A 26,109-nucleotide genomic window follows, 5' to 3' on the forward strand; every position below is an offset into this window, starting at 1 on the left:
TCGATAAAAAATTTCATTTCTTTTCCCTCCAGTAACTTTATTTATCACAGATATTTTTAGCACATTTGACTCGCCTATTCGCGTAGGCGGGTCAAATGCAGTTAGTAAAAACTACTATATTACAGAACTTCTTTAAAGTTCTTAACAACATTCTCTACTGTAAAGCCATATTCAGCTAAAAGTTTGTCTGCTGGTGCAGATGCTCCAAATGTGTTAACTGCAAGTACTTTACCTTGGTCACCAACGAATTCTTTCCATCCTAGTGGCGATGCCATTTCGATTCCAAGACGAGCTTTCACAGCTTTTGGAAGAACACTTTCTTTGTACTCAGCTGATTGCTTTTCGAAACGATCCCAGCTTGGCATACTTACGACTGATACGAAGATGCCTTCTTTTTCAAGCTCTTGTTGTGCTGCAACTGCTAATGAAACTTCAGAACCTGTTGCAAGTAATAGACCCGCAACTTCTCCTTTTGCTTCAGAAACAACGTAAGCACCTTTTTTAACACCTTCATATACAGCTTCTTGATCAAGTTCTAAAGTTGGTAGACCTTGACGAGTTAGCACAAGTGCTGTTGGTGTATCAGTACTTTCAATTGCTAAGCGCCATGCTGCTGCAGTTTCTTTTGCCTCAGCCGGACGAAGAATTGATAGGCCTGGCATTGCACGTAATGCCGCTAATTGCTCAACAGGCTCATGTGTTGGGCCGTCTTCACCAACTGCGATAGAATCATGTGTAAATACATATGTTACTGGTAGCTTCATTAAAGCTGCTAAACGAATTGCTGGACGTAGGTAATCAGAGAATACGAAGAATGTTGCTCCGAATACTTTTACGCCGCCATGAAGTGCCATACCATTGATTGCAGCACCCATTGCAAATTCTCTTACTCCGAACCAGATGTTACGAGCAGCAAAGCTGTCGATTGCATAGTTCTTTTCAGATGTGATTAGAGTTTTATTTGAGCCCGCTAAGTCTGCTGAACCACCGATTAATTGTGGAATTGCAGTAGCAGCGGCATTTAATGCTTTACCTGAAGCATCACGAGTTGCAAGTGAAGTTCCAGCTTCAAAAGTTGGAAGTGAAGCTTCCCAATTTTCAGGTAGCTCGCCATTTAATGCCATTTCAAATTGCTTCGCTAATTCAGGGTATTCTTTTTTATATTCTGCAAATACTTCATTCCATACACTTTCTTTTTGCTTACCAGCTTCTACAAATTGGCTGTAGTGCTCTCTTACTTCTTCTGGAACGAAGAATGGCTCTTCATAATTCCAGCCATATGCTTCCTTCGTTAAAGCAACTTCGTCTTTACCAAGTGGAGCTCCGTGTGATGCAGATTTTCCACCTTTATTTGGAGAACCGAAACCGATTGTTGTTTTGATTTCAATTAAAGTTGGACGGTTTAAATCCGCTTTTGCTTCTTGTAAAGCTTTTTGGATTTCATCCATATCATTTCCATTTTCAACACGGATTACTTGCCATCCATATGCTTTAAACCGATCTTCAACACTTTCTGAGAACGAAAGGTTTAAATCACCATCAAGTGAAATGTCGTTTGAATCGTACATTACGATAAGACGACCTAATTTTAAATGACCAGCAAGTGAAGCTGCTTCTGCAGAAACACCTTCCATTAAGTCTCCGTCACCACATAGTGCATATGTAAAGTGGTTAACTAAATCGTAGTTCTCTTTATTGTAAGTTTCAGCAAGATGTCTTTCAGCCATTGCCATACCAACAGACATAGCAATACCTTGTCCTAGTGGACCTGTAGTTGCTTCAACACCAGAAGTATGTCCAAACTCAGGATGTCCTGGAGTTCGGCTTCCCCATTGGCGGAAAGCTTTCAAGTCTTCCATTGTCACATCATAACCAAATAAATGTAATAAACTATATAAAAGCATGGAACCATGTCCAGCAGATAAAACAAAGCGATCGCGGTTGAACCAGTTTGGATTAGCAGGGTTGTGATTCATTTCTTTTGCCCATAGAGTGTAAGCCATTGGGGCAGCACCCATTGGTAAACCTGGGTGTCCAGAATTTGCTTTCTCTATTGCATCAATAGAAAGTGTTCGAATTGTGTTAATTGCTAACAAATCAAGTTCTTTATCATTTAAAGCCGTTTTCATTTTTACCACACTCCTAGACTATTAAAATAGTAATTCTATATTGTTATACCCTACCTAAAAAATCCCATCTTTTCAATATTAAAAATAAGATGTATAATTAATTCGTTCACTAAACAAATTATAACCATTAATAATGTACCACCCTTATCTTTATTCGTCAATTATCTAATCTGAACAATTATTTTAGTACATTTTTTGAAAGCGCCGTCAAAAACAATTGCACATATTGCATATAATAATGTGTAACTTAAGGATGAAATCTTCTTTTAAAAGGTGAATGAATTGTAATTACTAGCAAATGGGGGATTTATATGATTACCGGAGATGCAGCATATATAAAAAAGATAAATCGCTCGCTTATTTTAGAGAAAATAGTAGAAGAAGGTATGATTTCACGGGCTGACATTTCCAAAGCTACAGCACTTACAAGGGCGACAGTCTCTGCACAGGTTGCTGACTTGTTGGATGAAGGCTTAATCATCGAGACACAGCTTGAACACACTAGTGTTGGGAGAAAACCCATTATGCTTTCATTAAATGCGAATGCAGGCTATGCGCTTGGAATAGATGTGGACTATGAGCAAATTTCTTTTACCATATCAAACTTGCTCGGGGTCCCTGTTTCCGAAAAAACAGTGGATTGCAAAAGGCTAGACTATGACTACATTCTCCAAATATTAATAGAACAAATTAAGCTATTTGATAAAGAGTTCGATGATAACCGCTACGGCATAATCGGTGTCGTGATTGCGATTCACGGTCTAGTTGGAAAAGATGAACAAATTCATTTCGTTCCCCGTTTCCTATGGCGATCTGTCGATTTGAAGGCAGACCTTGAAAAAGCGTGCGGACTCAACATTCAAATTGAAAATAACGCGAATCTGTCCGCTTTTGCCGAACGAGTCTTTCACCATCATGAAACGAACAGCCTTCTATGTACAACGATCCATTCTGGAATCGGACTTGGAATGATAGTAGACAATCATTTTTTCAGAGGGAATGATGGCTTCGCGGGTGAAATTGGACATATGATTGTCGTTCCACACGGGAGACCTTGTCCATGTGGTAATAAAGGCTGCTGGGAACAATATGCCTCAGAATATGTCTTTCTAGAAATTATAAAAGCCGAAAAAGACCTTCCTTCTTTTACATATGATGATTTACAAAGACTGGTAGAGGAAGGCGACAAAGACATCAATGACCGACTTGAGCAATTTATTTACTACCTTTCGATTGGATTAAATAATATGATTAATATGTATAACCCGGATACAATCATTCTTGATGGTGAAATCCTTCGACTTTTTCCGGACACCATAAAAAAAATAGAAGATCATCTAACCTCTTCTATTAATCATTATCGTCAATTATCGGTTTCAACTTTCGGGAAGAAAGCTGTTCAAATGGGGGCCTGTGCCTTAGGGATTAAGCGCTTTTTAGGTGTACCAATGATCAATCTTACTTATGAAAATTCATAAAAGGAGCTTAACGGCTCCTTTTTACTTGTCGATAAAGCTAATTCTGGGATATCGGACCAATTTTTAAATATATCGGACAAAGATTGAAATATATCGGACAAAAAATGAATTATATCGACCCAAAACAAAAATATATCGGACAAACACAACTCTACGATCTTCATAAAAAAAAGCCTCAAAGGCTAACCTTTGAGACACAGCTTGTTTTTAACCAAACAATATGCCGACTTCCTTTTTAAGCTCCTCCAGCAATGGAAAAGTTGAGGCCTGACCTAAGCTCTCGACTACACTACGATAATACCACTCTTGTTTTTCCTTGCCACGGCTAAATCTCTGCCATACTTCCTCACCCTGTTTCTCGTAATCGTAGATAATCGACCGGATATTATGAAGCTTATCGGCACAGACAACCATCCGAGTATCCTCTGAAGCCGCTCGCAAAAATGAAATAGTATGCTCTTTTCTTGCTTCCCAAGGCAGAGATTTATCGGGCTCCGAACAACCGCTCACGAGTTCGGCTACCTCATCACCAAATCCGTCTCTTATATCTTCCAGAGTAATCTCTGTATCCTCTACCGTATCGTGCAGGATTCCTGCAGCCACAAGCGCATCACGTGCATTAATCTTCATTAAAATGTGACCGACACTAAGGGGATGTGTGATATATGGGATATTAGTTAGCTTTCGATATTGCCCGTCATGTGCTTTACTTGCCATAATAATTGCTTTTTCAATCATGTCCATTATTTAGCCTCCCCATAAAAACCACTAAAGTACCTTACTTAAAAATGCCTTTGTACGATCATGCTGAGGGTTTTCAAACAGTTCCTTAGGCTTGTTTTCCTCAACGATATAGCCATCGTCCATAAATAAGACGCGGTCACCAACTTCGCGGGCAAAGCCCATTTCGTGAGTTACGACGACCATGGTCATTCCCTCTCGGGCCAGCTGCTTCATAACCTCTAATACCTCTCCTACCATTTCGGGGTCTAGGGCAGAGGTCGGTTCATCAAACAACATAATTTTCGGCTCCATCGCGAGTGCTCTAGCAATCGCCACCCGCTGTTTTTGTCCACCTGATAATGAATCCGGATAGGCATCTGCTTTTTCAGCAAGTCCAACCTTTTTCAAAAGCTCCATCCCTTTATTATACGCTTTTTCATTGGTAACCTTCTTTACTTTCAACGGAGACAGTGTAATGTTTTCCATCACAGTTTTGTGAGGGAAAAGGTTAAACTGCTGGAACACCATTCCAACATCTGTTCGTATTTTGTTGATATTTGTTTTTTTATCCGTAATATCGGTTCCTTCAATATGGACATGTCCTTCATCAATTGACTCTAATAAATTTATGCAACGGAGAAAGGTTGATTTTCCAGAACCTGAAGGTCCAATCACAACTACAACCTCCTGGGGCCTGATATCGGCGGAAATCCCTTTGAGCACCTCGTTTTTCCCAAATGATTTCTTAATATTGTCTATTTTTATCATTCAGTTTTCAACCTCTTTTCTAGATAGTTTAATAGAATTGTTAATGTCAGGGTGAGAATTAAATAAATAAAGGCTGCCATTAAATAAGGCTCCCACACGCGGGCATGCTGGCCCATCATCATCCGACCCCAATGCATAATTTCAGGAGTTGCTACAACGGAAAGAAGTGATGAATCCTTTATTAAAATAACAAATTCATTCCCTAATGGAGGTATCATGCGTTTAAAGGCTTGAGGGATAATAACGTATCTCATTGATTGAGCATGTGTCATTCCCAAAGATCGTGCAGCTTCCATTTGTCCACGGTCAAGGGACTGAATACCCGCTCTGAAAATTTCCGCTATGTAAGCGGATGCATTTAATGTAAGTGCAATTACACCTGCAACAATTCCATTTGTCCCACCTAAAAATAATGGAACAACCCCGAAGTGAACTAAAAAGATTTGAACGAGGAGTGGTGTTCCGCGAAAAAACGTTACATAACAAACGAATGGAAACGCCAACCATTTATTTCGTATCATTTTTCCAAGGCCGATAAATAAGCCTAAGATTGTCCCGAGTAAAATACCCGCAATTGATAAACCTATGGTAACTAATGTTCCCTCCGCAAAATAGGGAAGGTAATCAATGATAATATCAAACTTAAAATCCATGCTGCGTCCCCCTGTATGATTTATCTTTCATTACAATAAAGGCAAAAATTGCGTAACACTTTGTTGCGTTACGCAATTCTCGTTCGTCTTATTTTGAAGCTTCTTGTTCTGCCTTAAGGGCTTCTAAATCTGGCTCAGCACCAAACCATTCTTTATAAATTTCTGTGTATTTTCCACTTTCAATAACAGCTTCAATTGCCTTATCAAAGTCAGCTTTTAAGTCGTCGCTGCCCTTAGGGAACATCATTCCGTAGAACTCAGCCTCAAACGTATCTTTGTCTCCAACAACCTTTAGCTTTTTGTCTGGATTTTGCGCTGCATAGTATTCGATAACACCGTTATCCGCCACAACTGCATCCGCGCCGCCACTTTCAAGTTCAAGAATTGCCAGGTTGTTATTTTCAAACGCTTTAATATCCGGGTGCTTTTCACCAAGCACCTTCTCAACTGCAAAATGCCCTGTTGTGGACGCTTGAACCGCTACCTTCTTCCCTTTTAGTTCGTCTGCAGTTTGAATATCACTATCTTCAGGAATCATAATTTTATTGGTAGATAGGAAGAACGGAATGGTAAAGAGATATTCCTTTTGACGTTCCTCTGTAATTGAAATGGATGAAATCGCCATGTCATATGACCCTTTGTTTAATTCAACGAAAATTGGATCCCAACCCGTATGTTTGATATCAAGGTCGTATCCTGCTTCCTCAGCTACAGCTTTAATAACATCAATTTCAAAACCTACGATTTTATCACCCTCCATGAACTCGAACGGTGCATATGCCGCATCAGTCATGACCTTGAGTGTCTTATCTCCCTCTTTTTCCCCGCCTGTCCTAGTCGTATCATTAGTTCCACAGGCCGCTAAGAACAGAAACACAAGTAGAATTGTAAAAACAGATAATTTTTTCATATGTAACCCCTTTCTGTTTTTATAAAATTTAAATAATTTGATTTTTTACTATATTATCACATTGATAGGCTAAAAGAAACATTGAATTGACAATTCACCACTATATGTGCCTTACTTCTTACATTTTATGAAACCTCAATAGAACTATAGAACCAAACCATTCGACAAAAAACGGGTGATGACAGGGAATAAAATTTCGAATATATTTAGAATAGTGGTTATTTTCGAAAAGGAAGGTGTTTTTGTGGGGGTTGTGAAGGAGTTTGGGAAGATTTTAGGCATCTATTTGTGTGTGTTCTTATGTGTGATTTTATTTGTTCTTTTCCCTCGCGAACCTAGTATTGATTTTTCCGGTAGAGCAATGACAGTAGAGTATTCCTCTCATTTTAATTTGAAGGAATATACAACGAATGTTGTCACTTTTTTAAAGAATACATATGAGAATAAAAGTCTTGGAGGCACTAAGTTTGCCAGCCTTTCAGCGGAGGATGAAATCGCAAAATTCTTTCCAAGGAGCCTCAAGATAATCTTGATTGGGTATATTCTTAGCATCGTGTTCGGAGTATTAAAGGGGATACTTGATTACCGTTTTACGAATACCAAAAAAAGCTTCTTAGGAAGTGGCGCCACCTGGTTTTTATCAGGGGTACCTGACTTTTTTATCATCATCTGTTTAAGCTACTTTCTACTACTATATGTTCCTGATTTTAGCATCATGGGCACCGAAGCGTGGTGGAAGTTTATCGCACCTAGTATTCTTGTATCAATTGCGCCAATGTTATATGTTGCGAGAATTACATCTGTCTCCCTGCTTACCCAGGACCGGGAACCGTATATTCAGGTCGCATTCGCTAAAGGATTTACAAAAAATAAAGTTCTCCTCAACCACATGACGAGATCGTGTTTTATTACTGTTTCAAGTCATTTACAATCGATTATGGTGTTTGTTCTATCAAACTTATTGGTAGTCGAATATTTACTAGGTTATCAGGGAGCTGCTTATCGATTGTTTTCAGCAATTGGCTATACAAATTTTATCCCACCAGGTGGCGGAGCCGATGAACGTGGTTTAATTATCGGGATTTGTATAAGCTTCCTCATGCTGGTGATGGTGGCCCATATTATTAGTCAATTCATCAAAATGAGATTAGATCCAAAATAAGAGGGTGTTTATAAGTTGAATCGAAATTGGTTTTTAATCACTGGCTTAATTATGCTAGGTATCCTACTTCTTGTTACGTTTGTAGGGCCTCATTTACCATATGTTAAAGAAGGAATTGAAGAGGGTCGAATTCGTTTCTTAGATGGCGGGAAGGATTTGCTTAAGGCACCATTTACCCCTGGGCAGCAGCCCCCTTTTGGGTCAGACCACGAAGGAAGAGACTTATTAAGTGTTTTGATTGTCGGTGCAAAGGACACGTTGAAGGTCATTTTAGGAATTGTTGTCCTTCGCTATTTGATTGCGATTCCGCTTGGGTTACTCGCTACCAGAAAAAATAATCCGTTCTCCTGGATTGTTACGACGTGGAATAATGTATTTTCAAGTATTCCAATTATTTTTTCTGCGCTGCTCCTGTTGGCCATACCTGCACTTGTTATGAATGAAAACCGGTTATGGTGGTCGATTTTACTTTTAGCATTAATTGAGGTTGGAAAGGTTAGTCATATCATTCGTGAAGAAACCCAACGAATTGTGAGGAAGCCTTATATTGAAGCTGGAATCACAGTCGGAATATCACCACTGCGACTTGCTTTAGGCAATATTTTACCGAATACATATCCAGCCATTATGGTGAATTTCTTTATTGATATCGGAAGAACCTGCCTTTTAATTGCACAGCTCGGCATCTTTGGTGTGTTCCTTTCGCAAATATTTGTTCAAACGAATTATGGTGTTGGAGAAATGATTAACACAAGTCTAAATTGGCCAACCTTGCTTGGGCAAGCTAGAAAGGACATGATCAGCTCGATTTGGATACCTTTCTGGACATGTGTTGCAATCTCCTTTACGATGTTTACATTTACAATTTTAGGGGAAGGCTTGAGAAGGTATTTTGACCGAAAAACAGCTTGAGTTGTAGTGAATGATATTTCTTGTTACAGTGTAAAGTAAATGTTAAAGTTGTTTAATTGAAAGGAGCTTGTAAATGACTACACCAAATAATGAACTACCAGAAAAAACATGTTCCATTGAACGTCTTGTGACAATGGAGTCAGACGTAAAAAAGGTTTTAGAGGGTAAAAAAACAGCTACTCGCAGAAATGGTAGATATGCAGATGTTGGAGAAATCATGACCCTTGAGGGTCAACAATTTAAAATTGACCGCGTATACGAGCAGTCCCTAGGTGAACTTACGGATGAGGATGCGAATAGAGAAGGCTTCAATACGGTTGACGAATATAAAGAATCGATTCTTTCTTACCATCCAGGAATGCCATGGCTCCCTCAGATGAAAGTATGGGTTCATGAATTTAGTAAGGTAGAGGAATAACAGAAAACCCTTGTCGGCGTATAGATTGACAAGGGTTTTCGTCTATTTATGAGTTGTTTTTTCAAAAAGTGACTGCTCATGAATCGCACGCGATTCTGGTGCTACAGTCTTTATTTTCGTAATGAAGTAGTAGTATTTATAGATAACGACCGCGACTAAAAGTAATTTTACGGCGATGCTGTCTAGAATAATAAATGGGACTGCAATCATCGCATCTGCGGTTAATAGAATCGTCAGCTTTTGTCTAAGCGTCATTTCACGTCGCTTCACAAAGCCTTCTAAATGCTTTTTATATAAACTAGTGCTTTTAAACCAACGATCAAAACGGTCGGATCCCTTTACAAAGAAGAAAGAAGCAAGCAGCAATAGGGGCGTAGTTGGGATGAGTGGCAGCACAATGCCTACTACTCCAAGGCCTAAGAAAAGAAAACCTAAAACAATATATAAAAATTTCGTGACGCTTTTCACAAAATTGCCCCCTTTCTACAACTTTTCGAACCTTTTATTATTATACCACGTATCTCTTACTGGAAAACTAATGTCACAAAATAGTAAGATAATGAAGATGGAATTGTGAGGTACATCACTTAATTTTTTTATTATCATGTTATCATTAATCGTGGAATATGTTGTGATTGGGGGTTTCCATCAAGTGGATGTCATTTATCAGGTACTTGTTTTCATACATATTTTTTCAGCCATCCTTGGCTTGGGCCCTGGCTTTATTTTAACAATAGTAGGGAAGTCAGCAGATACAATGACTGAGTTACGGCATTCCTTTGCAATCAGACATAGACTTCATATATTTGTCATGATTGGTGGTATAATGCTGCTTGTGACCGGTCTTTTAATGGGAGCGATTAATCCGTATCTATTTAAAATGGGCTGGTATGTGACAAGCTTACTGCTTTTTCTTGTTTCGTTAGCAATGGGGCCATTTGCTCTTAAACCTAAATCAAAGCCTGTAAAAGCGTTATTAGAATCACATCAAGGTGATGACATACCTGCAGAATACTATCCTTTAGCGAAGGCTCTTTTTAGAGTAGAGGATATTGAGAATACAATTTTTTTGATTGTCATTGCATTAATGATTTTGAAACCTTTTTAATAAGTGTATAAGATCAAAGACTATGAACGCCACATCCTGATGTCTTCGTCTTTGTGACCCACGTCGTGTGGGCCTAAAATCCCCAACCATTTACTGGTGGGGATTTTCTTCGATCGCTTGTTTCTTTTTGAATGGGATTGCTACTCCTTGTGTGAGCAGGCTTATGAAAATAGCAATTCCTACAAGTAAGGATGCCGTGATCCAAAAGTTGATACCGAATCTTACAAGTTGGAAAGCACCTTCATAGTAATTTACTTCCGGTCGATTGATGTTGGATGAGATGATTGCTGCGGTGATATGTTTTGTGGCATACAAAAAGGCAGACACCGCGATAAAAAAGCAGCCAACAAACGCCTTGATTTGCTTCATTTTACCCCTCTTCTCTATTCACTTTTTGTTAATCGTATCATGATTCCAAATGAGGGGACATATTACTTTTTACCTATGTTATTGGGACAAGGAATGCTAAGGAAGTTTAGGTTTTGTCAGAATCCATAGACTGTTAGGACTCAACTTTTGGAATTTGTTTGCACTGTGTCAAAATCAAGCGGTCATTCGGACTCAACCTCTCAAATTTTTTTGTACTGTGTCAGAATCAGGGGCTCATTCGGACTCAACCTTTGTAATGTGTCAGAATCAAACGTTTAATAGCCTACAAAAAAACCGCATAAAGAATCTCTTCTTTACACGGCAAAAATATTTAAGCTTGCACTAATTCCTTTTGCAGCATTGTTCCTGTTTGGGCAAAGTTTGTGTGCCATGAGAATGCTTTTTCTAATACATGCGGTGTTTGCCCGCCTCTTGTTAGTGCTTCTTGGTAGTAGTCACGAAGCTGCCCCTTGTACATTGGATGTGCGCAGTTTTCGATTAGCAATTCTACACGTTCTCTCGGTGCAAGCCCACGTAGGTCTGCATATCCTTGCTCTGTTACGATGACATCAACATCATGCTCCGTATGGTCCACATGGGATACGAATGGAACAATACTTGAAATGTTTCCGCCTTTTGCAATTGATTTTGTCACGAAAATTGCAAGACGTGCGTTTCGGGCAAAGTCGCCGGATCCTCCGATTCCATTCATCATTTTTGTACCTGATACATGTGTTGAATTTACGTTTCCGTATATATCTAATTCTAATGCTGTGTTAATTGAAATAAGCCCGAGACGACGAATGATTTCAGGGTGATTTGAAATCTCCTGAGGTCTCATGATCAAACGGTCACGGTATTGGTCAAAGTTACCAAATACCTTTTTCATTTTCTCTTCGGATAGCGTGATGGAGCAGCAGGATGCAAAGTTTACTTTGCCAGCATCCATTAAGTCAAATACCGCATCCTGTAGCACCTCAGAGTAGACCTCTAAATCTGTAAACTCAGAATCAAGCATACCGTGAAGAACTGCGTTTGCTACTGAGCCGATACCTGATTGTAAAGGAGCAAGCTTCTCGGTTAAACGACCCGCTTCAACTTCTTTCCCTAAAAAAGTTAGGAGATGCTGTGCCATGATTTCTGTTTCTTCATCAGGTGGTACGATTGTTGACGGAGAATCTGTTTGGTCTGTAAACACAATTCCCTTGATTTTTTCAACATCTACTTTAATTCCTGGTAAGCCAATTCTATCATCTGCTTTTGTTAAAGGAATTGGTTCTCTTTCCCCTTGCTTGCCTGGTGCATATAAATCATGAACTCCTTCAAGCTCTGTCGTTTGGGCAAGATTGATTTCAACAATGATTGATTTAGCATGCTGCGCAAATGTTAAAGAGTTCCCGATTGAAGTAGTTGGAATGATTAAACCATCTTCTTTAACTGCAATCGCTTCCAATATTGCGACATCGACATCCATTACATTTGAACGAATTAATTCTGATGTATGTGATAAGTGCTGGTCTACAAATAAGAAGTCCCCATTATTAATTCCTTTTCTCATTGTTGGATCAGCCTGGAATGGTAAACGCTTACCTAAAATTCCTGCTTCTGCAAATAATTTATCAACATCAGAGCCTAATGATGCTCCAGTATATACATTTACTTTTAATGTTTCTTTCTCAGCTCGTTTTACAAGTGCGAATGGTACCGCTTTCACGTCACCCGCACGTGTAAAGCCACTAAGTCCCAACGTCATACCGTCCTGAATCCATTCTGCCGCTTCTTCCGGTGTTACAACACGGTTATGCAGACGGGTATCCTTAATGCGGTCTAGTTTGTAATTCATTTCTCCCATCCCCTTTATGAAATAGAATATTAAGATAATTTTACCTATATTCTCTTATGGAAGAGGGATTTCGGGAACAAAGAACGATAAAATTAGATAAAAAAGAAGAACAAGCCTCTAAAGCAGAAGATTTGTTCTTTATCCAGAAAATTTATATCAAATACGCCTTGGCGTATTTGCGCCCAGATTTTTGGCCCACACGATGTGGGTGACAAAGACGAAGACATCAGGATGTGGGGTTCTTGGTCTTTAATCTGTTTGGCGAAACGATTCCTTTAAAAATCTGTGGCATCCGCTGGAGGTTTCTAATTTATATTCATCCTAAATTAGAATCCCAATAGTTTTCGAAAATAACTGGAATAGTTTTGGCTGACTGGGACTCGCGCTCCATTTTTCATTTCTAGTACGAACGTGGAATGAGTATCGGGATGAATTTCTTTTATTTGATTAACATTTACGATAAATGACCGGTGGCAACGGATAAAAAAGTCCTTTGGCAATGTATATTCGAATTCCTGAAGTGAGTATTTATGTGTTCCTGAAAAGCCCTTTGTGTAAACATGGGTCTTCTTATCCTTTGCCTCCAGATAAAGACAATCAGAAAATGGGATGGGAACCCAGCCATCTGGAGATTTCACGGTCACAACCGATTTCCCATCTGTTAGTGCTGGATAGATCGCTGTTACACACCCCTCTAGCTCATTACCATGAAAAAAGGGTACCGCCATTCCATGATAAGGAATGCCAAATACATCCCGATTGATAAATTCAGAAGCTTTTTGTTTGGAGGTAATCGCTTTATAGGCAATCGTCCCCTCTTTTACCTCATCACCAGGTTTTATTTTTAGATCAATTCGTTTACTTGGTCGATAATAGATATATTCTTTTGTATTTGAGACAGCTATTGAAATTTCGTCAGAGAATAATTCCCCAATCACATCTAAGAGAGAACTAAGAGTTATATCCTTCATATTTCAACATCCTTTAGTTTAAATCTAAAATCCACTTCTATTTTACAAGCTTTTGAATGATAAAACATCTCCTTCGTTGAAATATTATTGAAGGCGTTTAAAATGGTATTTTCTTGTACATGAAGTATAATGGTAATAACCACATTTTTAGGAGGAATACATATGTACCATACACTTGAGGAATTTTTACAAGACTGGAATTATGAAAGCAACGGAACTCAAAAAATTCTAGATGCATTAACAGATGATTCATTGTCACAAGCTGTTGCACCTGGTCACCGTACATTAGGTGAGCTCGCATGGCATGTTGTGACTTCACTCCATCTTTTTCTGTCTAGCGCAGGTTTAGAGTTTGAAGGCGCTAATGGCGAAGAAGTACCTACTAGTGCAAAGGAAATGGCAGATAGCTATCGTTCAACAAGCGAGAACCTAGTATCTGCAATCAAGGCACAATGGAATGATGGAACTTTGAAGGAAATCAAAGAGGTGTTTGGTCAACAAATGCCTGCTGCTGTCGTACTCGGAATGATGAATACCCACCAAATTCACCACCGCGGACAACTGACAATCCTCATGCGTCAGGCAGGATTAAGGATACCTGGTGTTTACGGTCCTTCCAAAGAAGAATGGGGCGCATAATAGTGCACAAAAGGAGTCGATTTTTTACTCGGCTCTTTTTGTGTCTGTAAACACCTTTTAGTTGACATAATATTTTTCAATCAAACGTTTGTTTAGCGGTCAATCCTTTGGCGCGCAAGGGTTTCATTTTTCAATCAAGCGCTTGTTTGAATTTTTGCTTACAAAATAATCGGTATCTGAACGTTTTTCAATCAAGCGTTTGTTTAAACTACACCCCTTGCCCTTCAAGGGTTCCTGACTTCAATCAATCGTTTGTTTGAATCACCTATTTATCATGCAGCTGCTTTTTCCTTCCTTCTGAACAACCATTTTAAAAAGCTAGGTACAATTAAAATGATGAATAAAAGACGTATAAGTTGGAGCGAACTTACGATGGCTGGATCTGCTCCGATGGCTGTCGCTGTAAGAACCATCTCAACTATCCCGCCTGGTGCCAAACTAAGGATAGCTGTTGGTAAATTCAAATCTGAGAAAATAGCAAAAATATAGCCAAACCCAAATGAGATTGCTATTAAAACCAAAGTGAGGACAAAATAAACACCACAATATTTTCCACCAATCTTTAAATCTCTCAAATTGATATTATTCCCCATCTTCATTCCAACCGTGATTTGAGCTAGAATTAGAAACCATTGTGGAATACTTGGTAGTCCCACTCCGACGATGCCAAGAATAGCTGTTACTGCAAGTGGCCCAATGACATATGCTGCTGGTAGCTTATTTCGAAGGAGCCATCCCACCAAAAGTGCTAATCCAAACCATAAATATACGTATACCGGAACACTACCACTATTTCTTGTTGCTTCATATGCATTTCCTGCACTAGAAAGGAACCAATGGCTCACAATAAACGGAACCATGAATACGACCGTTAACAAACGAACCGTTTGAAAAATTGTTACCATTGCGGAATTTGCCTTTAACGAATGGCTTGCCGCTACCATTTCAGAAAGTCCCCCTGGAATCGAACCAAAAACACTTGTCATCGGATCAATTTTTATAAACCGGGTAACAAAAATACTATTAACTACACTGGCTGTAAGTAGCAAAATGGTCGTGATTAAAAATGGAATAATATAAGGATATACCGTTAAAAAGGTTTCCTTTGTAAAGGATAATCCAAAGTAAATACCTAATGTTGCAAGTCCAATGTTATATAATCGTGCTGACACAACCATATTTCGATGAGTAACGGCTTTGTAAACAATCATGAACGTCATGGGCCCGAGTACCCAAGGAATCGGAAAATGTAAGAAATAGAACATCACACCCCCAAAACCCGCAACTATATAGGACACTGCTAACCCCTTTATTTGTGATAAATTCATTTTATGTACGACCTTTCTATGCAACTAATCTTCTACTATTAATATGCAGGAAAAGAACCACCTTTACAGAATATAATCTTTTAAAAGGAGGTATCTCATATGGAAAATTTTAAATTCTCACATACCATCCGTGTCAGGTATTCTGAAATCGATGGACAAAAAATTGTCTTTAATGCGCATTACCTTACATATATCGATATCGGCTTTACTGAGTACATGCGTGAAATTCTAGGACCTAATTGGCTTTCTGATCAACACTCTTCCCAATTCGAACCGGTCCTTGTTAAAAGCACGGTCGAATACAAAAAACCGGCATTGCTGGATGACCTAATCAAAGTATATGTACGGGTTAATAAATTGGGGAATTCAAGCATTACCGTTGAAAGCATCATAACACGGGACAATGAAATTTTAGTTGAAGCTGAAACCATTCAAGTAAATTACAATAATATTACAAAAACGTCGGCACATTTACCTTATGACATTAAAAATAGAATCAAAGAGTTTGAAGGTTTATAATTAAGGCGCCAACATAATATTTTCAATCAAACGTTTGATTAGCGACTTTTCCTTACTCCACCAAGAGGTTTCAGAATCAATCAAACGTTTGTTTAGCTATTTGCCCCCTTAACCCTAACCTCCTAATAGGTCTGATGTCCCTCTAACCCTACTATAGTAGGAAAATTCCACAGTGATCAATCAAATAAAATTACGTTTATTACAAATATATTTCGACATTCAATGGAGGGTTCCTTTATTTCAATCCTTGATTCTATTAGAGTTTGAAACATTACAATTTTAACAAAATGTAACAATTTCGCGACAAATGGAGAATTTAATAGAAATATATGATAATATGGGTAAGTATAATATCACGGTATAGACTAAATAGATTAGTAAGAAAGTAGGAAATATCTTGAAAAAGACACTCGTAACTTTAAGTGCCACTTTAATGATAAGTGCCTTTTCTCCATATGTAATACAAACTAGTGCAGATACATTGAGCTCCCTTCAAAGCAATCTTTCTGAAACACAAACTGCTTTGAAAGAATTAAATGCTCAAATTGCGAAGGTAGACCAAGCGATTGAAGAAAACCGTAAAATGATCGCTCAAACAGAAGACGAAATCAAAAAGTCTGAGGAGCAAGTACATACTCTTCAAGCTGAAATAGACCAACTTGAAGAAGAAATTGAAGCTCGTAATGAGATTCTTAAAGAGCGTGCTCGTATGATGCAGGAATCTGGTGGAACAATTAGCTATCTAGACGTTATTTTTGGTGCACAAAGCTTCGCTGATTTTATCAACCGAGTGAGTGCAGTTTCTACAATTATGCAAGCCGATCAAAAAATAATTGACGATCAAGCGAAAGCTATCGATCTAGTTAAAGAAAAACAAGACACGATTCAGGAAACATTAACTGCTTTACAAAGCAAAAAAGAAGAATTGGTAGCCATGCAGGGTCAAATTGAAGACCAAAAAGCTCAAAACGATGCCTTAAAGGCTGCCTTACAATCAAAAGAACAAAAAACATTAGCAGATATCGAAGACCTTCGTGCTAGTATGCTTGCGGCTACACCTGCTGTTAGCAATACATCAGCTACCGCTACTTCAACAACAACATCAACTGCTTCTGTTGCTGCAGTCCCAACCGCAACACCAAAAGTGTCAGGTTCAATCAGCACAGTTATTAATGCGGGATATAAATACATAGGAAACTCCGTATATGTATTTGGTGGCGGTAGAAGCTCTTATGACATTGCAAATGGTCGATTTGATTGCTCTGGTTTTGTACATTGGGCATTTGCTCAAGCTGGCGTGAGTGTTGGAGCTAGCACTGATTCGTTAAAAAACCAAGGTACAGCTGTTTCAGTCAGTGATATGAAACCTGGTGACCTAGTATTCTTTAATACGTATAAAACAGATGGCCACGTTGGTATTTACATCGGTGGGGGTAAATTTATCGGTTCCCAATCCTCTACAGGTGTTGCCATTGCGGATATGACTTCTGGATATTGGAAGAATACATTTAACGGACGTGTAAAACGTATTATGTAATGGACAAGCATCTTCGTTTCGAAGATGCTTTTTTTTATGGAAAATTATTGTTGGTTTTACAAGATGACTCGCAAATTGTTTTCATTTAATTTATTATAGGAAGGTAAGCTATCATACTGGAGTGACACATTTTGGAGACAAGAAAAGCGTTACCGATTCTTTTTGCTGTTATGTTTTTGGTTTATGTCGGGTTTGGAATCATTATTCCTGTTATCCCCTTTTATGCAGAAGACTTAGGTGCTTCACCAACTGAATTAGGATTACTCATGGCTGTCTATTCCTTAATGCAATTTTTATTTGCACCGATGTGGGGAAGGATTTCCGACCGAATTGGACGTAAGCCTGTTATAATGATTGGTATTTTTGGCCTTGCCGTTTCATTCTTTTTAATGGCCTTATCTACAGACTTATGGATGCTTTTTGCAGCAAGAATCGTTGGAGGCTTCCTTTCAGCCGCAAATATGCCAACCGTTATGGCGTATGCAGCTGATATTACGTCTGAGGAAGACCGTGGCAAAGGAATGGGAATCATTGGTGCTTCGATTGGTCTAGGATTTATTTTTGGACCTGCGATTGGTGGTATTTTTTCAAAAACAGACTTACAGATGCCTTTTTACATTGCAGGAACCTTATCCTTACTGACATTTTTCCTTGTGATGATGGTTCTTAAGGAATCATTGCCAAAAGAGGAACGACACCAATCAGATAGAAAAAGAACAGGCCTCTTAAAAGCAGTTAACGGTCCGGAATCTGTTTTGTTTTTCCTTTCTTTATTCATCACATTATCCCTTTCTGGTCTTGAGGCTACCTTTGCCTACTTTGCCGCAGAGAAAGCTGGATTAGGGACAACTGATCTTGGTTACATTTTTATGATCATGGGGCTCGCCGGAGCGATAGTCCAAGGTGGGCTAGTTGGAAGATTGACAAAACGATTTGGTGAAGGCTTTGTGATTCAAATTGGAATTTTCGTATCAGCCTTAGGATTTTTCCTTATTTTATTTACGAAGAATTTCCTTACAGCTGCGATTTTCTTAACCATTTTTGGAGTTGGTAATGGCGTTATTCGCCCCGCGGTTTCAGCCTTATTAACAAAGCGTTCCAAGACTGGACATGGAAGTGTTACGGGATTATTGTCTTCCTTTGATTCACTTGGAAGAATCCTTGGACCTATTTTAGGTGGCTTGCTCTACACAGTCTCAGTCGGATTACCTTATATTTCAGGTATATTCCTTTCGGCTGTCGCGTATATTCTTTTTAAATTCTATACGGTGAAAACAAATAAAGGGTAGCAATTATGCTACCCTTTATTCTTGTATTTCTCATCATTTTCGAGACAAAAGGGACCGCAGGAACCGTCCCCTTGGTTCCTACAGAGCATTGCCAAGAAATTTTGCAAGCTCGAGCATTCCGTATTTGCCTGCTTTTGCTTCGGCATCGGAATTGTAGTTTGTGTTTGTGTTAACATCATAAGTGAAAATTTCACCAGCAGCATTCTTCACAAATTCTATGCCAGCCACATCGATTTTTACTGCCTTAAGAAACGATTCATAACGTGCTATCAACTCTGCGTCAACATCTTCTGTTATTTCAAATTTAGGACGCACCTCTACCTCTTCCCCCACAGGGCAAAACAGATCGCCAATCTGACAAGCATCCGCAGGGCATAGCTCAAACCCTTCTGACGTATCAACCCTCACAGAATACACATATTTACCGCCAACAAATTCAGCTCTTGTAATATAGGATTCTGGTGATTGAATATATTCCTGAATCAGCGTAATTCCATCAACAGGCTCTTCGAATAAAGAGCTATTCACATATGCTTTCAACGATTCCACAGTTTGAAATAATTGAACACCGAGGCCCTTACCTGCCCGATTATGCTTTGTGATAAAAGGAGTGGTCCCTAGTTTTTCGGCAGCTTCAATGATTTGCTCGCGCCCGACTGCCCCAATCGTTTTTGGAGTGCGAATTCCATTTGCCTCTAGTGCAGTGTATTGTTTTATTTTACTAAGCTCTAAACGTAAAGCATTGCTCCCATTAAAAACAGTACGATTATGGAATTCGAGCCAATCTAAAATCCCACCGGTTAACTCGGGAGCAAATCGGTGGTCCCTTGTGTGAGAGGAGGCACTCATTCGATTGTAAAACACTCCCTCTGGTGGCTCAGACGTTAAATCAATAATGCCCTTATCAAGATGCCAGGCCTCATATGGAAGCTGCAACTCATCTAATCGTTTAGTTAAATGAACAGTCCACTCTTCATTTTCATGGATGATATATATTTTTTTAGACATAATACGCCTCCTAATCCCCATTAATCTTATATGTATTATCTTATTTGAATCCGTAAAGAAGTGCAAACAAAAAACACGGGACAGGGGGACATGTCCCTCGTCCCACCCCCAAATCTACCCACGTAAACATATGATAGGACATAAGACTTGTCCACATGTTACAATTTTAATAGAAGCGCTTTCAAACATAAGGAGGAATGAAATTGAATAAAACAAAGCAAATTGTCCAAAAATCATTAGACGCTTTAATGGAGGATGACACATTTATTCCTGAATTAACAGGGGAAACCCGGGAGCAAGCTTTTACCTCATTAGCCTCAATACTTTCGACTCCGAATCATGTACATAAGTCTTTTTTAAGAATCCCATTAGAAAATGGTCAGGTGGTTCGAATTCCAGCCTACCGCGTACAGCATAATAATGCATTAGGTCCTTATAAGGGGGGGATCCGATTCCACGAAACCGTTAATGAGGATGAAGTCATTAATCTCGCATCCTTGATGACTTTAAAAAATGCGCTCCATGATGTTCCTTTTGGGGGTGGAAAAGGCGGTCTCGTTGTCAATCCTAGAACACTTTCTGAAAAAGAACTTCATCTGATTTGTCAAAAATACGTTCGTTATTTTGCCGACAGTCTTGGCCCAGATAAAGATATTCCAGCACCTGATGTGGGTTCAGGTGAACGTGAGATGGACTGGATGATGGCTGAATATAAAAGTATTCGTCCTGGTACACCTTATCGAGGTAGTTTTACCGGAAAGAGCGTGGTCAACGGTGGTTCTTTAGGAAGACGTGAAGCAACTGGAAAAGGTGTCTATTTTACATTCCGTTATTTGTTTCACGATTTTTTTCAAAACCAAAAAAGCTTTCTCACTAATTCCGATAATACCTTCGCAAAGGCAATTACAGAATTTGAAAATAAACCAATGAAGCTTGCTGTCCAGGGCTTTGGAAATGTGGGTTCGGTGGCAGCTTTGGAAGCACATCAGTGTTCTTATCTGCAAAATAAAGTTGTGGCGGTTAGCGACAGGAATGTCACTTTATTTAACGAGGACGGTTTAAATATTCCATCCCTCGTAAAATTTACAAAAGGAAACATGGGAGATCTTCCTGTATCAGATGAGGAGTTGGCTGTCGCAGGAGTAAAGGCAGAAATTCTGGATAGAGAAGCAATTCTATACCTTGATGTGGATGGTCTTATCCTGGCTGCTTTAGAGGATCAAATTCGGACAGATAATATGGAGAAAATTAAAGCCCCGATTATTGTCGAGGGTGCGAACGCCCCGATTACTAAGGATGCCGACGACTTCTTGAGTAAAAAAGGTGTCCTCATTATTCCAGACATTCTTGCAAATGCTGGTGGGGTTATCGTATCCTACTTGGAGTGGCTACAGGGACGTGAAACACAGTTTTACACTGAGGAAGAAGTATTTAGTCAGTTGTTTAAGAAAATGCAAGGGACACTAGACGCGATTTTACCTGCATTATTTGGTGATTCCTTCACATTAAGACAAAATTGCTATATTCATTCCGTGATGAGACTTTCGACTGTCTTACATCGCCAGGGAAAATTGTATTAAGTATAGTTAAAGCGGCAGCCTGAGCTGCCGCTTTTTTTATGAAAGACTTTTCGTGGTTGTTAATCTTGCTGAACGTCCCTCATCGGACCTATGAAGAACTTTTCCAACCTATTATTCTTGCTATTTGGTCTTCATTCGCCTTATGAAGAACTTTTCCAACCTATTATTCTTGCTAAATGGTCTTCATTCACCTTATGAAGAACTTTTCCAACTATCATTCTTGCTAAATGGTCTTCATCCGCCTTATGAAGAACCTTTCTAACCTATTATTCTTGCTAAATGGTCACATTTCCGAGCTCAAGCCCAAGGAACCCTACTAGCGCCAACTAAAAAGCTCCAGATCCGCCTCCGCCGCCACCGGTTCCACCACCACCACTGCTGCTCGTACTGCTGCCGGTTCCAATGGATTCATTTGCGAATTCAAAATGTGCAGAGGCGTCAGGTCCGACATGCCCAAATGAATATATAGAATATGGATAAAAGCCTGAACTCTCGTAGTAATAAGGTTTGTTAAGTGCGTATATCAGATCCTCATTCTGCTTCATCATCCCTTTGTCTCCCACGCCAAGCCCGTAAATATAGGCACGCATCTGGTCATCCTCAGACCAATTTTTCCACTCATCCGGTGACAAAGCCTTGTAACTCTCTTTAAACATCAACCACTCATGGAAAACCCTTAATCCCTTCTTATTTTTCGGGCGGTAGGTGATTAAGTAAACAATGATTCCGCCAAACAAAATCAACGTTAATACAAACCATACAAATAAATCATACATCGGGAACAAGAATAAAAATGGAACTAGCACGATGCTTAATAATCCCAGAAATAATTTGAACTTTGACTTATCATCATAGAATTGGTGCCCCTTCACCTCATTCCGGACAGCCTCTCCCCATCTCATTTGGAAGCCTGAGTATTTTTCGGAGTTCTTCTTTTTTATTGAATAGATTTCTAAATCTGAAAAGCTAAATTCGCCATCTTGACCGATTTTATTAAATAACCACTCAATTAAAATTTTCTCATGTGGCAACGCCATGTTCTGATTTTCGAGCTGAAATCTCTCCTCTGAAACATGCTTCACCATCTTCTTCCTCACTAAATCCAATAACGCGGCAGCCATCCATGGTCCTTGCTGAATCAAGTTACGGTTCGTATAGGATATGGTTGCCGGCAAGCTCAACTCCTGCTTTGGAAGTGCACCAGGGTTTGCCATTTCCCGTTTTACCGCTGCAAGCTTTGCCCTGCCCTCCATTCGATTTCGAATCATCAACATCAAAAAGACCAACGTAAAAATCGGAACTAGGAATATCGCTACTTTCGAAAGCACTTCTTTCGTCTCCGCTCTTTCCTGGGCTTTTACGAGCAGCTCATTTTTATCATTTAAAATATCCTCTTTCATTGGCTTATCAGCCGTTACATAGTTGGCTCCTGAAAATAATGAAACGTCATATGCAACGCGAATATCTCCGTTTGTCTCACTTAGGACTTCACCGAAACGATACACAACCGATCCGTCCGATTGCACAGCCTCCGTTTGAAATGCCTGATCATACCCAAACGCCATCACATCACTACTTGTTGGTTGAGGTGGGTAAACCGTGATGACTAGATTTTCATAAGTTGATTCATTCCTGTTATCAAAAAATGGCCAATAAAATTGTGCTACATCCTGATAGATTTCTATTCCACTTTCAATGGTGTAAGTAAGTGTGACTGTAATTGTCTCGTCACTCCCCTTACGATGGATTTTATAGAGCTCATCTTCCTTTTCGACACGTAGCTTTTCACCATTTTCATTAGCGGAAAAATCCTTAATCGAACTTCCCTTCTTTGGGATGATGGTTCTTGTTATTCCGTTAAACTCTCAGTCGAATTCATATGTATGGGTTTCAGTTATGTTAACAGTACCGTCATTTTGCAAATGAGCGTCTATCTTCACATCATTAATCCAGTAGTCTACCGCAAATCCTTGAATTGGAAAGATAACTAAAAATACAAGTAAAAAAATGAAGCCTCCAAATTTCGCACGCATAACCGTTCCCTCCTTCGCACTAACTAATACGAATAAACACGCCAACAGGTTTCAAACTAAAACAATGATATACTATTTTAAAAAAGGAGAATATCAATGCCAGATATAAAAATTGTCTTTCTTGATATAGATGGAACGATTTTACGACCAGATGATACCATTGAAGAAACAACAACAAACGCAGTTGCCCAGCTTAAGGAAAAAGGGATTGAGGTGTTTCTAGCAACCGGTAGACCGCTTCACGAAATTACGGATATTGGTGATGAACTTTCGATTACATCCTACATCGCTTATAACGGGGCTTTTGCCATTCATCGCGGTGAAACTCTCTTTAATGAACCACTTCCCCCGAGCTTAGTCGATAGCCTATTAAAAACGGCAAAGGAAAATAATTATGATATTGTCCTGTACACTAAAAATAAAAATATATTCACTAGCATGGAATCAGAGATTGTAAAAGACTTCATAAAGACTTTCCATCTAAAAAAGAATGAGCTGTATGACGACCAGAACAAAGTAGAAATTTTGGGTTCAACAATCATTACAAACCAGGAGCATGCCGAGAAAAAATTTGAACATATTAATGATATTCATCTCTCGTCTGTAAATGTGGAAGGCATGAAAAACTGTCGCGATGTCATTCGTGACAAGGTCAACAAGGGGGTTGCTGTAAAAGCTGTGTTAGCTGAACTCCAACTTTCGCCTGAACAGGCAGCTGCCTTTGGGGATGGCATGAATGATAAAGAAATGCTTTCGGCAGTTGGTTCGGGTTTTGCAATGGGGAACGCCAATCCTGATTTATATTCCTATGCAAAATACAAAACCACGGATGTCGAGAATTCCGGAGTGTTCAACGGATTAAAAACAATTGGACTAATTGAATAATATGGCACAAAGGGACAGGTTCTGTCCCTTTAAAAATACGGTTTGCAGGAATGGCCCACTTATTCGTTATGTACCGCAATCATTTCGGCTGCCTCTTCAGTTTCCCAGCCTTTGCATACATCGACCCAGCTCTTTGCTTCAGAATACTGGAATAGCTCATCACAGGTTAATTCGATCGCAGAGTTGATACTGCCACACGCAGGAAAGACGGTTGTAAAACGTTTCATAGATTCATCTAAATAAATGTCAAGATTGTTGGCAAGTCCAAACGGACACACTCCGCCTATCACATGTCCAGTTTGCTCGACTACTTCTTCTGCAGACAGCATCCTTGCCTTAAACCCAAAGGTATGACGGAATTTTTTATTATCAATCTTCGCATCTCCCGCTGCCACCACTAAAATCGCTGTATCTCCTTCTCCGCGGAAGGATAGTGTCTTCGCAATCCGTTCGGGAGCGACACCGATTGTTTCAGCAGCTTGATCAACCGTTGCACTCACTGTATCAAACTCCATTACATCCTTTTCTCGATTCCATTTTTTAAAATGCTCTTTTACACTCTCAAGTGACATATTGCTCATCCTTTCTTCGAAGTTTATTCTCTTAATTTAGCACAAAATTTGAAAAAGTCATAAAAAATAGACTTGTACATCCTATTGATGATAAACCGGTACAAACCTTATACTTATTGACAAAAATTTGAAAGTTAATACTTTATTTACAAAACATTAACGTTGTTACATTAAATTATTAATAGGAGACTGATAATCTATTTATAGGTAATTGGTATTATTTCTCTATTCCTATTTGGGTTTACACCTTGAAAAAATAATCGTATAGGAGATGACTGTCTATGGACATTGTGATAGGAGAAATAGCAAAAGAGAGTTTCATAGTGTCTCCTTCAACAAAATGTGAGGAAGTATATACGATATTTGAAAAAGAGACTGCCATTGAGGGAATCGTTGTTTGCTCGGACCGACAACCAGTAGGGCTCGTCATGAAAACACATTTCTTTCAAAGACTCTCCATCAAATATGGATTTGACCTTTTTATGAAACGAACGATTGATCTAGTCATGGATCAGGAAATTTTAATTGTGGATTATAGTTTATCTTTAACGGAAGTAAGTTCTCTTGCAATGAATCGGACATTAGAGCATTTATATGATGTCGTAATTGTAACAAAGGAAAATACCTTATTTGGAACCGTTAGTATTCGTGAACTCATTATGAAGCTTGCGGAAATTCAGATAAGAAATGCACGCTACTCTAACCCATTAACCGGATTGCCTGGTAACAATGTAATTAAAGAAACATTGCAAGATGTCCTAACATATAAAAGGTTTAGTGTGTTATATATCGATATTGATTCCTTTAAAGCCTTTAACGATACATACGGATTTTCCAAGGGAGACGAATTAATTAAAGAAACAGCGATGATCCTTACTGAAGCCATCATGACTACCGAAAATGAACCCTCCTTTATTGGACATATTGGCGGGGACGATTTTATTGCAACGATTCCACATCATGACTATCAACCCATATGCGAAAGCATTATTGCAGGCTTTACTAAATCACTAAAGATTTTCTATTCACAGGACGATCTTTTAAAAGGGTATATATCTGGGGTAAGCAGGCAAGGTGTCTTCGATAAATTACCTTTGGCAAGTATCTCAATTGCAGTCATTCAAAATAGCAAAAGACCTTTTACAACACTTGAACAATTAAGCTTCGAATCAGCAAAGGTAAAAAGCTACTGCAAAACAATAAAACATAGCATCTATCTTACATTAGACGATTTTGAAGAGGAATCAAAAAAGAAGACTCTTGTTTAAAACAAGG

At 39.0% G+C, this 26,109-nt stretch carries 26 protein-coding genes; 12 read left to right on the forward strand and 14 right to left on the reverse strand.

Features of this window, described 5'->3' with window-relative positions:
- Window positions 1-119: 119 nt before the first annotated feature.
- A complete protein-coding gene (gene tkt, locus V7112_RS05520) occupies window positions 120-2,129 on the reverse strand; it encodes a transketolase (protein WP_335416532.1) in 2,010 nt (669 codons plus the stop codon).
- Between the two features lie 311 nt (window positions 2,130-2,440).
- Here tkt and V7112_RS05525 point away from each other — a divergent pair, with 311 nt between their 5' ends.
- On the forward strand, window positions 2,441-3,607 hold the full coding sequence (locus tag V7112_RS05525; RefSeq protein ID WP_335416533.1) for an ROK family transcriptional regulator: 1,167 nt from the start codon (window positions 2,441-2,443) through the stop codon (window positions 3,605-3,607).
- Window positions 3,608-3,814: 207 nt separating this feature from the next.
- Here the strand turns inward: V7112_RS05525 and V7112_RS05530 are convergent, their stop codons facing one another.
- From V7112_RS05530 to V7112_RS05545, 4 genes are all read right to left on the reverse strand, one after another.
- Window positions 3,815-4,351 carry an HD domain-containing protein gene (locus tag V7112_RS05530; protein ID WP_335416535.1) on the reverse strand — a complete coding sequence of 179 codons (537 nt, stop codon included), beginning with the start codon at window positions 4,349-4,351 and terminating at the stop codon, window positions 3,815-3,817.
- Window positions 4,352-4,375: 24 nt separating this feature from the next.
- On the reverse strand, window positions 4,376-5,098 hold the full coding sequence (locus V7112_RS05535) for an amino acid ABC transporter ATP-binding protein (RefSeq protein WP_335416536.1): 723 nt from the start codon (window positions 5,096-5,098) through the stop codon (window positions 4,376-4,378).
- The gene (locus tag V7112_RS05540; protein WP_335416539.1) at window positions 5,095-5,751 is read right to left on the reverse strand and encodes an amino acid ABC transporter permease; all 657 of its coding nucleotides are present in this window, start codon (window positions 5,749-5,751) and stop codon (window positions 5,095-5,097) included. The genes V7112_RS05535 and V7112_RS05540 overlap by 4 nt, the downstream gene beginning before the upstream one ends.
- An 88-nt stretch (window positions 5,752-5,839) precedes the next feature.
- Window positions 5,840-6,661: a basic amino acid ABC transporter substrate-binding protein gene (locus V7112_RS05545; RefSeq protein WP_335416541.1), complete on the reverse strand. Its 822-nt coding sequence runs from the start codon at window positions 6,659-6,661 to the stop codon at window positions 5,840-5,842.
- A gap of 244 nt (window positions 6,662-6,905) precedes the next feature.
- Here V7112_RS05545 and V7112_RS05550 point away from each other — a divergent pair, with 244 nt between their 5' ends.
- The 3 genes from V7112_RS05550 to V7112_RS05560 all read left to right on the forward strand — a co-directional run bounded on the left by V7112_RS05550 (window position 6,906) and on the right by V7112_RS05560 (window position 9,153).
- Window positions 6,906-7,823, forward strand: coding sequence for an ABC transporter permease subunit (locus tag V7112_RS05550; protein ID WP_335416543.1), 918 nt, complete (start codon window positions 6,906-6,908; stop codon window positions 7,821-7,823).
- Window positions 7,824-7,838: 15 nt separating this feature from the next.
- On the forward strand, window positions 7,839-8,735 hold the full coding sequence (locus tag V7112_RS05555; protein WP_335416545.1) for an ABC transporter permease: 897 nt from the start codon (window positions 7,839-7,841) through the stop codon (window positions 8,733-8,735).
- A 73-nt stretch (window positions 8,736-8,808) separates the two neighbouring features.
- Window positions 8,809-9,153, forward strand: a complete 345-nt coding sequence (locus V7112_RS05560) for an ASCH domain-containing protein (RefSeq protein WP_335416547.1) — start codon at window positions 8,809-8,811, stop codon at window positions 9,151-9,153.
- Window positions 9,154-9,195: 42 nt separating this feature from the next.
- On the opposite strand, the gene V7112_RS05565 is transcribed toward V7112_RS05560, so the two are convergent.
- Window positions 9,196-9,621 carry a YbaN family protein gene (locus V7112_RS05565; protein WP_335416548.1) on the reverse strand — a complete coding sequence of 142 codons (426 nt, stop codon included), beginning with the start codon at window positions 9,619-9,621 and terminating at the stop codon, window positions 9,196-9,198.
- 136 nt (window positions 9,622-9,757) lie between these two features.
- Here V7112_RS05565 and V7112_RS05570 point away from each other — a divergent pair, with 136 nt between their 5' ends.
- Complete coding sequence (locus V7112_RS05570; RefSeq protein ID WP_438823863.1) at window positions 9,758-10,261, forward strand: DUF2269 family protein; 504 nt, start codon at window positions 9,758-9,760, stop codon at window positions 10,259-10,261.
- A 90-nt stretch (window positions 10,262-10,351) separates the two neighbouring features.
- Here V7112_RS05570 and V7112_RS05575 read toward each other — a convergent pair whose 3' ends face one another.
- From V7112_RS05575 to V7112_RS05585, 3 genes are all read right to left on the reverse strand, one after another.
- On the reverse strand, window positions 10,352-10,630 hold the full coding sequence (locus V7112_RS05575) for a hypothetical protein (RefSeq protein WP_335416552.1): 279 nt from the start codon (window positions 10,628-10,630) through the stop codon (window positions 10,352-10,354).
- 331 nt (window positions 10,631-10,961) lie between these two features.
- Complete coding sequence (locus V7112_RS05580; RefSeq protein WP_335416553.1) at window positions 10,962-12,473, reverse strand: acetyl-CoA hydrolase/transferase family protein; 1,512 nt, start codon at window positions 12,471-12,473, stop codon at window positions 10,962-10,964.
- Window positions 12,474-12,799: 326 nt separating this feature from the next.
- Window positions 12,800-13,444, reverse strand: a complete 645-nt coding sequence (locus V7112_RS05585; RefSeq protein WP_335416554.1) for a LytTR family DNA-binding domain-containing protein — start codon at window positions 13,442-13,444, stop codon at window positions 12,800-12,802.
- Between the two features lie 162 nt (window positions 13,445-13,606).
- On the opposite strand from V7112_RS05585, the gene V7112_RS05590 reads away from it, so the two are divergent.
- Entirely contained in the window at window positions 13,607-14,083 is a 477-nt protein-coding gene (locus V7112_RS05590; RefSeq protein ID WP_335416555.1) for a DinB family protein, read from the forward strand.
- A gap of 272 nt (window positions 14,084-14,355) precedes the next feature.
- Here the strand turns inward: V7112_RS05590 and V7112_RS05595 are convergent, their stop codons facing one another.
- On the reverse strand, window positions 14,356-15,411 hold the full coding sequence (locus tag V7112_RS05595) for an AbrB family transcriptional regulator (protein WP_335416557.1): 1,056 nt from the start codon (window positions 15,409-15,411) through the stop codon (window positions 14,356-14,358).
- Between the two features lie 99 nt (window positions 15,412-15,510).
- Here V7112_RS05595 and V7112_RS05600 point away from each other — a divergent pair, with 99 nt between their 5' ends.
- The 3 genes from V7112_RS05600 to V7112_RS05610 all read left to right on the forward strand — a co-directional run bounded on the left by V7112_RS05600 (window position 15,511) and on the right by V7112_RS05610 (window position 18,756).
- Window positions 15,511-15,930, forward strand: a complete 420-nt coding sequence (locus V7112_RS05600; protein ID WP_335416559.1) for an acyl-CoA thioesterase — start codon at window positions 15,511-15,513, stop codon at window positions 15,928-15,930.
- Between the two features lie 397 nt (window positions 15,931-16,327).
- The gene (locus V7112_RS05605; protein WP_335416561.1) at window positions 16,328-17,467 is read left to right on the forward strand and encodes a coiled-coil domain-containing protein; all 1,140 of its coding nucleotides are present in this window, start codon (window positions 16,328-16,330) and stop codon (window positions 17,465-17,467) included.
- A gap of 131 nt (window positions 17,468-17,598) precedes the next feature.
- Window positions 17,599-18,756 carry an MFS transporter gene (locus tag V7112_RS05610; protein ID WP_335416563.1) on the forward strand — a complete coding sequence of 386 codons (1,158 nt, stop codon included), beginning with the start codon at window positions 17,599-17,601 and terminating at the stop codon, window positions 18,754-18,756.
- A gap of 78 nt (window positions 18,757-18,834) precedes the next feature.
- Here the strand turns inward: V7112_RS05610 and V7112_RS05615 are convergent, their stop codons facing one another.
- On the reverse strand, window positions 18,835-19,764 hold the full coding sequence (locus tag V7112_RS05615; protein WP_335416565.1) for an ATP-grasp domain-containing protein: 930 nt from the start codon (window positions 19,762-19,764) through the stop codon (window positions 18,835-18,837).
- Between the two features lie 197 nt (window positions 19,765-19,961).
- On the opposite strand from V7112_RS05615, the gene V7112_RS05620 reads away from it, so the two are divergent.
- On the forward strand, window positions 19,962-21,344 hold the full coding sequence (locus V7112_RS05620; protein ID WP_335416567.1) for a Glu/Leu/Phe/Val family dehydrogenase: 1,383 nt from the start codon (window positions 19,962-19,964) through the stop codon (window positions 21,342-21,344).
- A gap of 326 nt (window positions 21,345-21,670) precedes the next feature.
- Here V7112_RS05620 and V7112_RS05625 read toward each other — a convergent pair whose 3' ends face one another.
- Both V7112_RS05625 and V7112_RS05630 read right to left on the reverse strand, forming a co-directional pair.
- A complete protein-coding gene (locus V7112_RS05625) occupies window positions 21,671-23,197 on the reverse strand; it encodes a DUF2207 domain-containing protein (protein WP_335416784.1) in 1,527 nt (508 codons plus the stop codon).
- Between the two features lie 12 nt (window positions 23,198-23,209).
- Window positions 23,210-23,377, reverse strand: a complete 168-nt coding sequence (locus V7112_RS05630) for a hypothetical protein (RefSeq protein ID WP_335416569.1) — start codon at window positions 23,375-23,377, stop codon at window positions 23,210-23,212.
- A gap of 96 nt (window positions 23,378-23,473) precedes the next feature.
- Here V7112_RS05630 and V7112_RS05635 point away from each other — a divergent pair, with 96 nt between their 5' ends.
- Window positions 23,474-24,262: an HAD family hydrolase gene (locus V7112_RS05635; RefSeq protein ID WP_335416570.1), complete on the forward strand. Its 789-nt coding sequence runs from the start codon at window positions 23,474-23,476 to the stop codon at window positions 24,260-24,262.
- A 59-nt stretch (window positions 24,263-24,321) separates the two neighbouring features.
- Here the strand turns inward: V7112_RS05635 and V7112_RS05640 are convergent, their stop codons facing one another.
- Window positions 24,322-24,834, reverse strand: coding sequence for a YbaK/EbsC family protein (locus V7112_RS05640; RefSeq protein WP_335416573.1), 513 nt, complete (start codon window positions 24,832-24,834; stop codon window positions 24,322-24,324).
- Window positions 24,835-25,115: 281 nt separating this feature from the next.
- Here V7112_RS05640 and V7112_RS05645 point away from each other — a divergent pair, with 281 nt between their 5' ends.
- The gene (locus tag V7112_RS05645) at window positions 25,116-26,102 is read left to right on the forward strand and encodes a GGDEF domain-containing protein (RefSeq protein WP_335416574.1); all 987 of its coding nucleotides are present in this window, start codon (window positions 25,116-25,118) and stop codon (window positions 26,100-26,102) included.
- Window positions 26,103-26,109 lie beyond the last annotated feature (7 nt).

Origin of the sequence: Bacillus sp. JJ1566, assembly GCF_036962685.1 — a bacterium.
Lineage (GTDB): Bacteria > Bacillota > Bacilli > Bacillales > Bacillaceae_L > Ferdinandcohnia.

Coding starts and splice junctions, on each gene's coding strand:
- V7112_RS05525 (WP_335416533.1), top strand. CDS start 2,441: ATGATTACCGGAGATGCAGCATATATAAAAAAGATAAATCGCTCGCTT.
- V7112_RS05590 (WP_335416555.1), top strand. CDS start 13,607: ATGTACCATACACTTGAGGAATTTTTACAAGACTGGAATTATGAAAGC.
- V7112_RS05575 (WP_335416552.1), bottom strand. CDS start 10,630: ATGAAGCAAATCAAGGCGTTTGTTGGCTGCTTTTTTATCGCGGTGTCT.
- V7112_RS05640 (WP_335416573.1), bottom strand. CDS start 24,834: ATGTCACTTGAGAGTGTAAAAGAGCATTTTAAAAAATGGAATCGAGAA.
- V7112_RS05615 (WP_335416565.1), bottom strand. CDS start 19,764: ATGTCTAAAAAAATATATATCATCCATGAAAATGAAGAGTGGACTGTT.
- V7112_RS05540 (WP_335416539.1), bottom strand. CDS start 5,751: ATGGATTTTAAGTTTGATATTATCATTGATTACCTTCCCTATTTTGCG.
- V7112_RS05580 (WP_335416553.1), bottom strand. CDS start 12,473: ATGAATTACAAACTAGACCGCATTAAGGATACCCGTCTGCATAACCGT.
- V7112_RS05585 (WP_335416554.1), bottom strand. CDS start 13,444: ATGAAGGATATAACTCTTAGTTCTCTCTTAGATGTGATTGGGGAATTA.
- V7112_RS05620 (WP_335416567.1), top strand. CDS start 19,962: ATGAAATTGAATAAAACAAAGCAAATTGTCCAAAAATCATTAGACGCT.
- V7112_RS05635 (WP_335416570.1), top strand. CDS start 23,474: ATGCCAGATATAAAAATTGTCTTTCTTGATATAGATGGAACGATTTTA.
- V7112_RS05595 (WP_335416557.1), bottom strand. CDS start 15,411: ATGAATTTATCACAAATAAAGGGGTTAGCAGTGTCCTATATAGTTGCG.
- tkt (WP_335416532.1), bottom strand. CDS start 2,129: ATGAAAACGGCTTTAAATGATAAAGAACTTGATTTGTTAGCAATTAAC.
- V7112_RS05545 (WP_335416541.1), bottom strand. CDS start 6,661: ATGAAAAAATTATCTGTTTTTACAATTCTACTTGTGTTTCTGTTCTTA.
- V7112_RS05645 (WP_335416574.1), top strand. CDS start 25,116: ATGGACATTGTGATAGGAGAAATAGCAAAAGAGAGTTTCATAGTGTCT.
- V7112_RS05530 (WP_335416535.1), bottom strand. CDS start 4,351: ATGGACATGATTGAAAAAGCAATTATTATGGCAAGTAAAGCACATGAC.
- V7112_RS05600 (WP_335416559.1), top strand. CDS start 15,511: ATGGAAAATTTTAAATTCTCACATACCATCCGTGTCAGGTATTCTGAA.
- V7112_RS05570 (WP_438823863.1), top strand. CDS start 9,758: ATGTTATCATTAATCGTGGAATATGTTGTGATTGGGGGTTTCCATCAA.
- V7112_RS05560 (WP_335416547.1), top strand. CDS start 8,809: ATGACTACACCAAATAATGAACTACCAGAAAAAACATGTTCCATTGAA.
- V7112_RS05535 (WP_335416536.1), bottom strand. CDS start 5,098: ATGATAAAAATAGACAATATTAAGAAATCATTTGGGAAAAACGAGGTG.
- V7112_RS05630 (WP_335416569.1), bottom strand. CDS start 23,377: ATGCGTGCGAAATTTGGAGGCTTCATTTTTTTACTTGTATTTTTAGTT.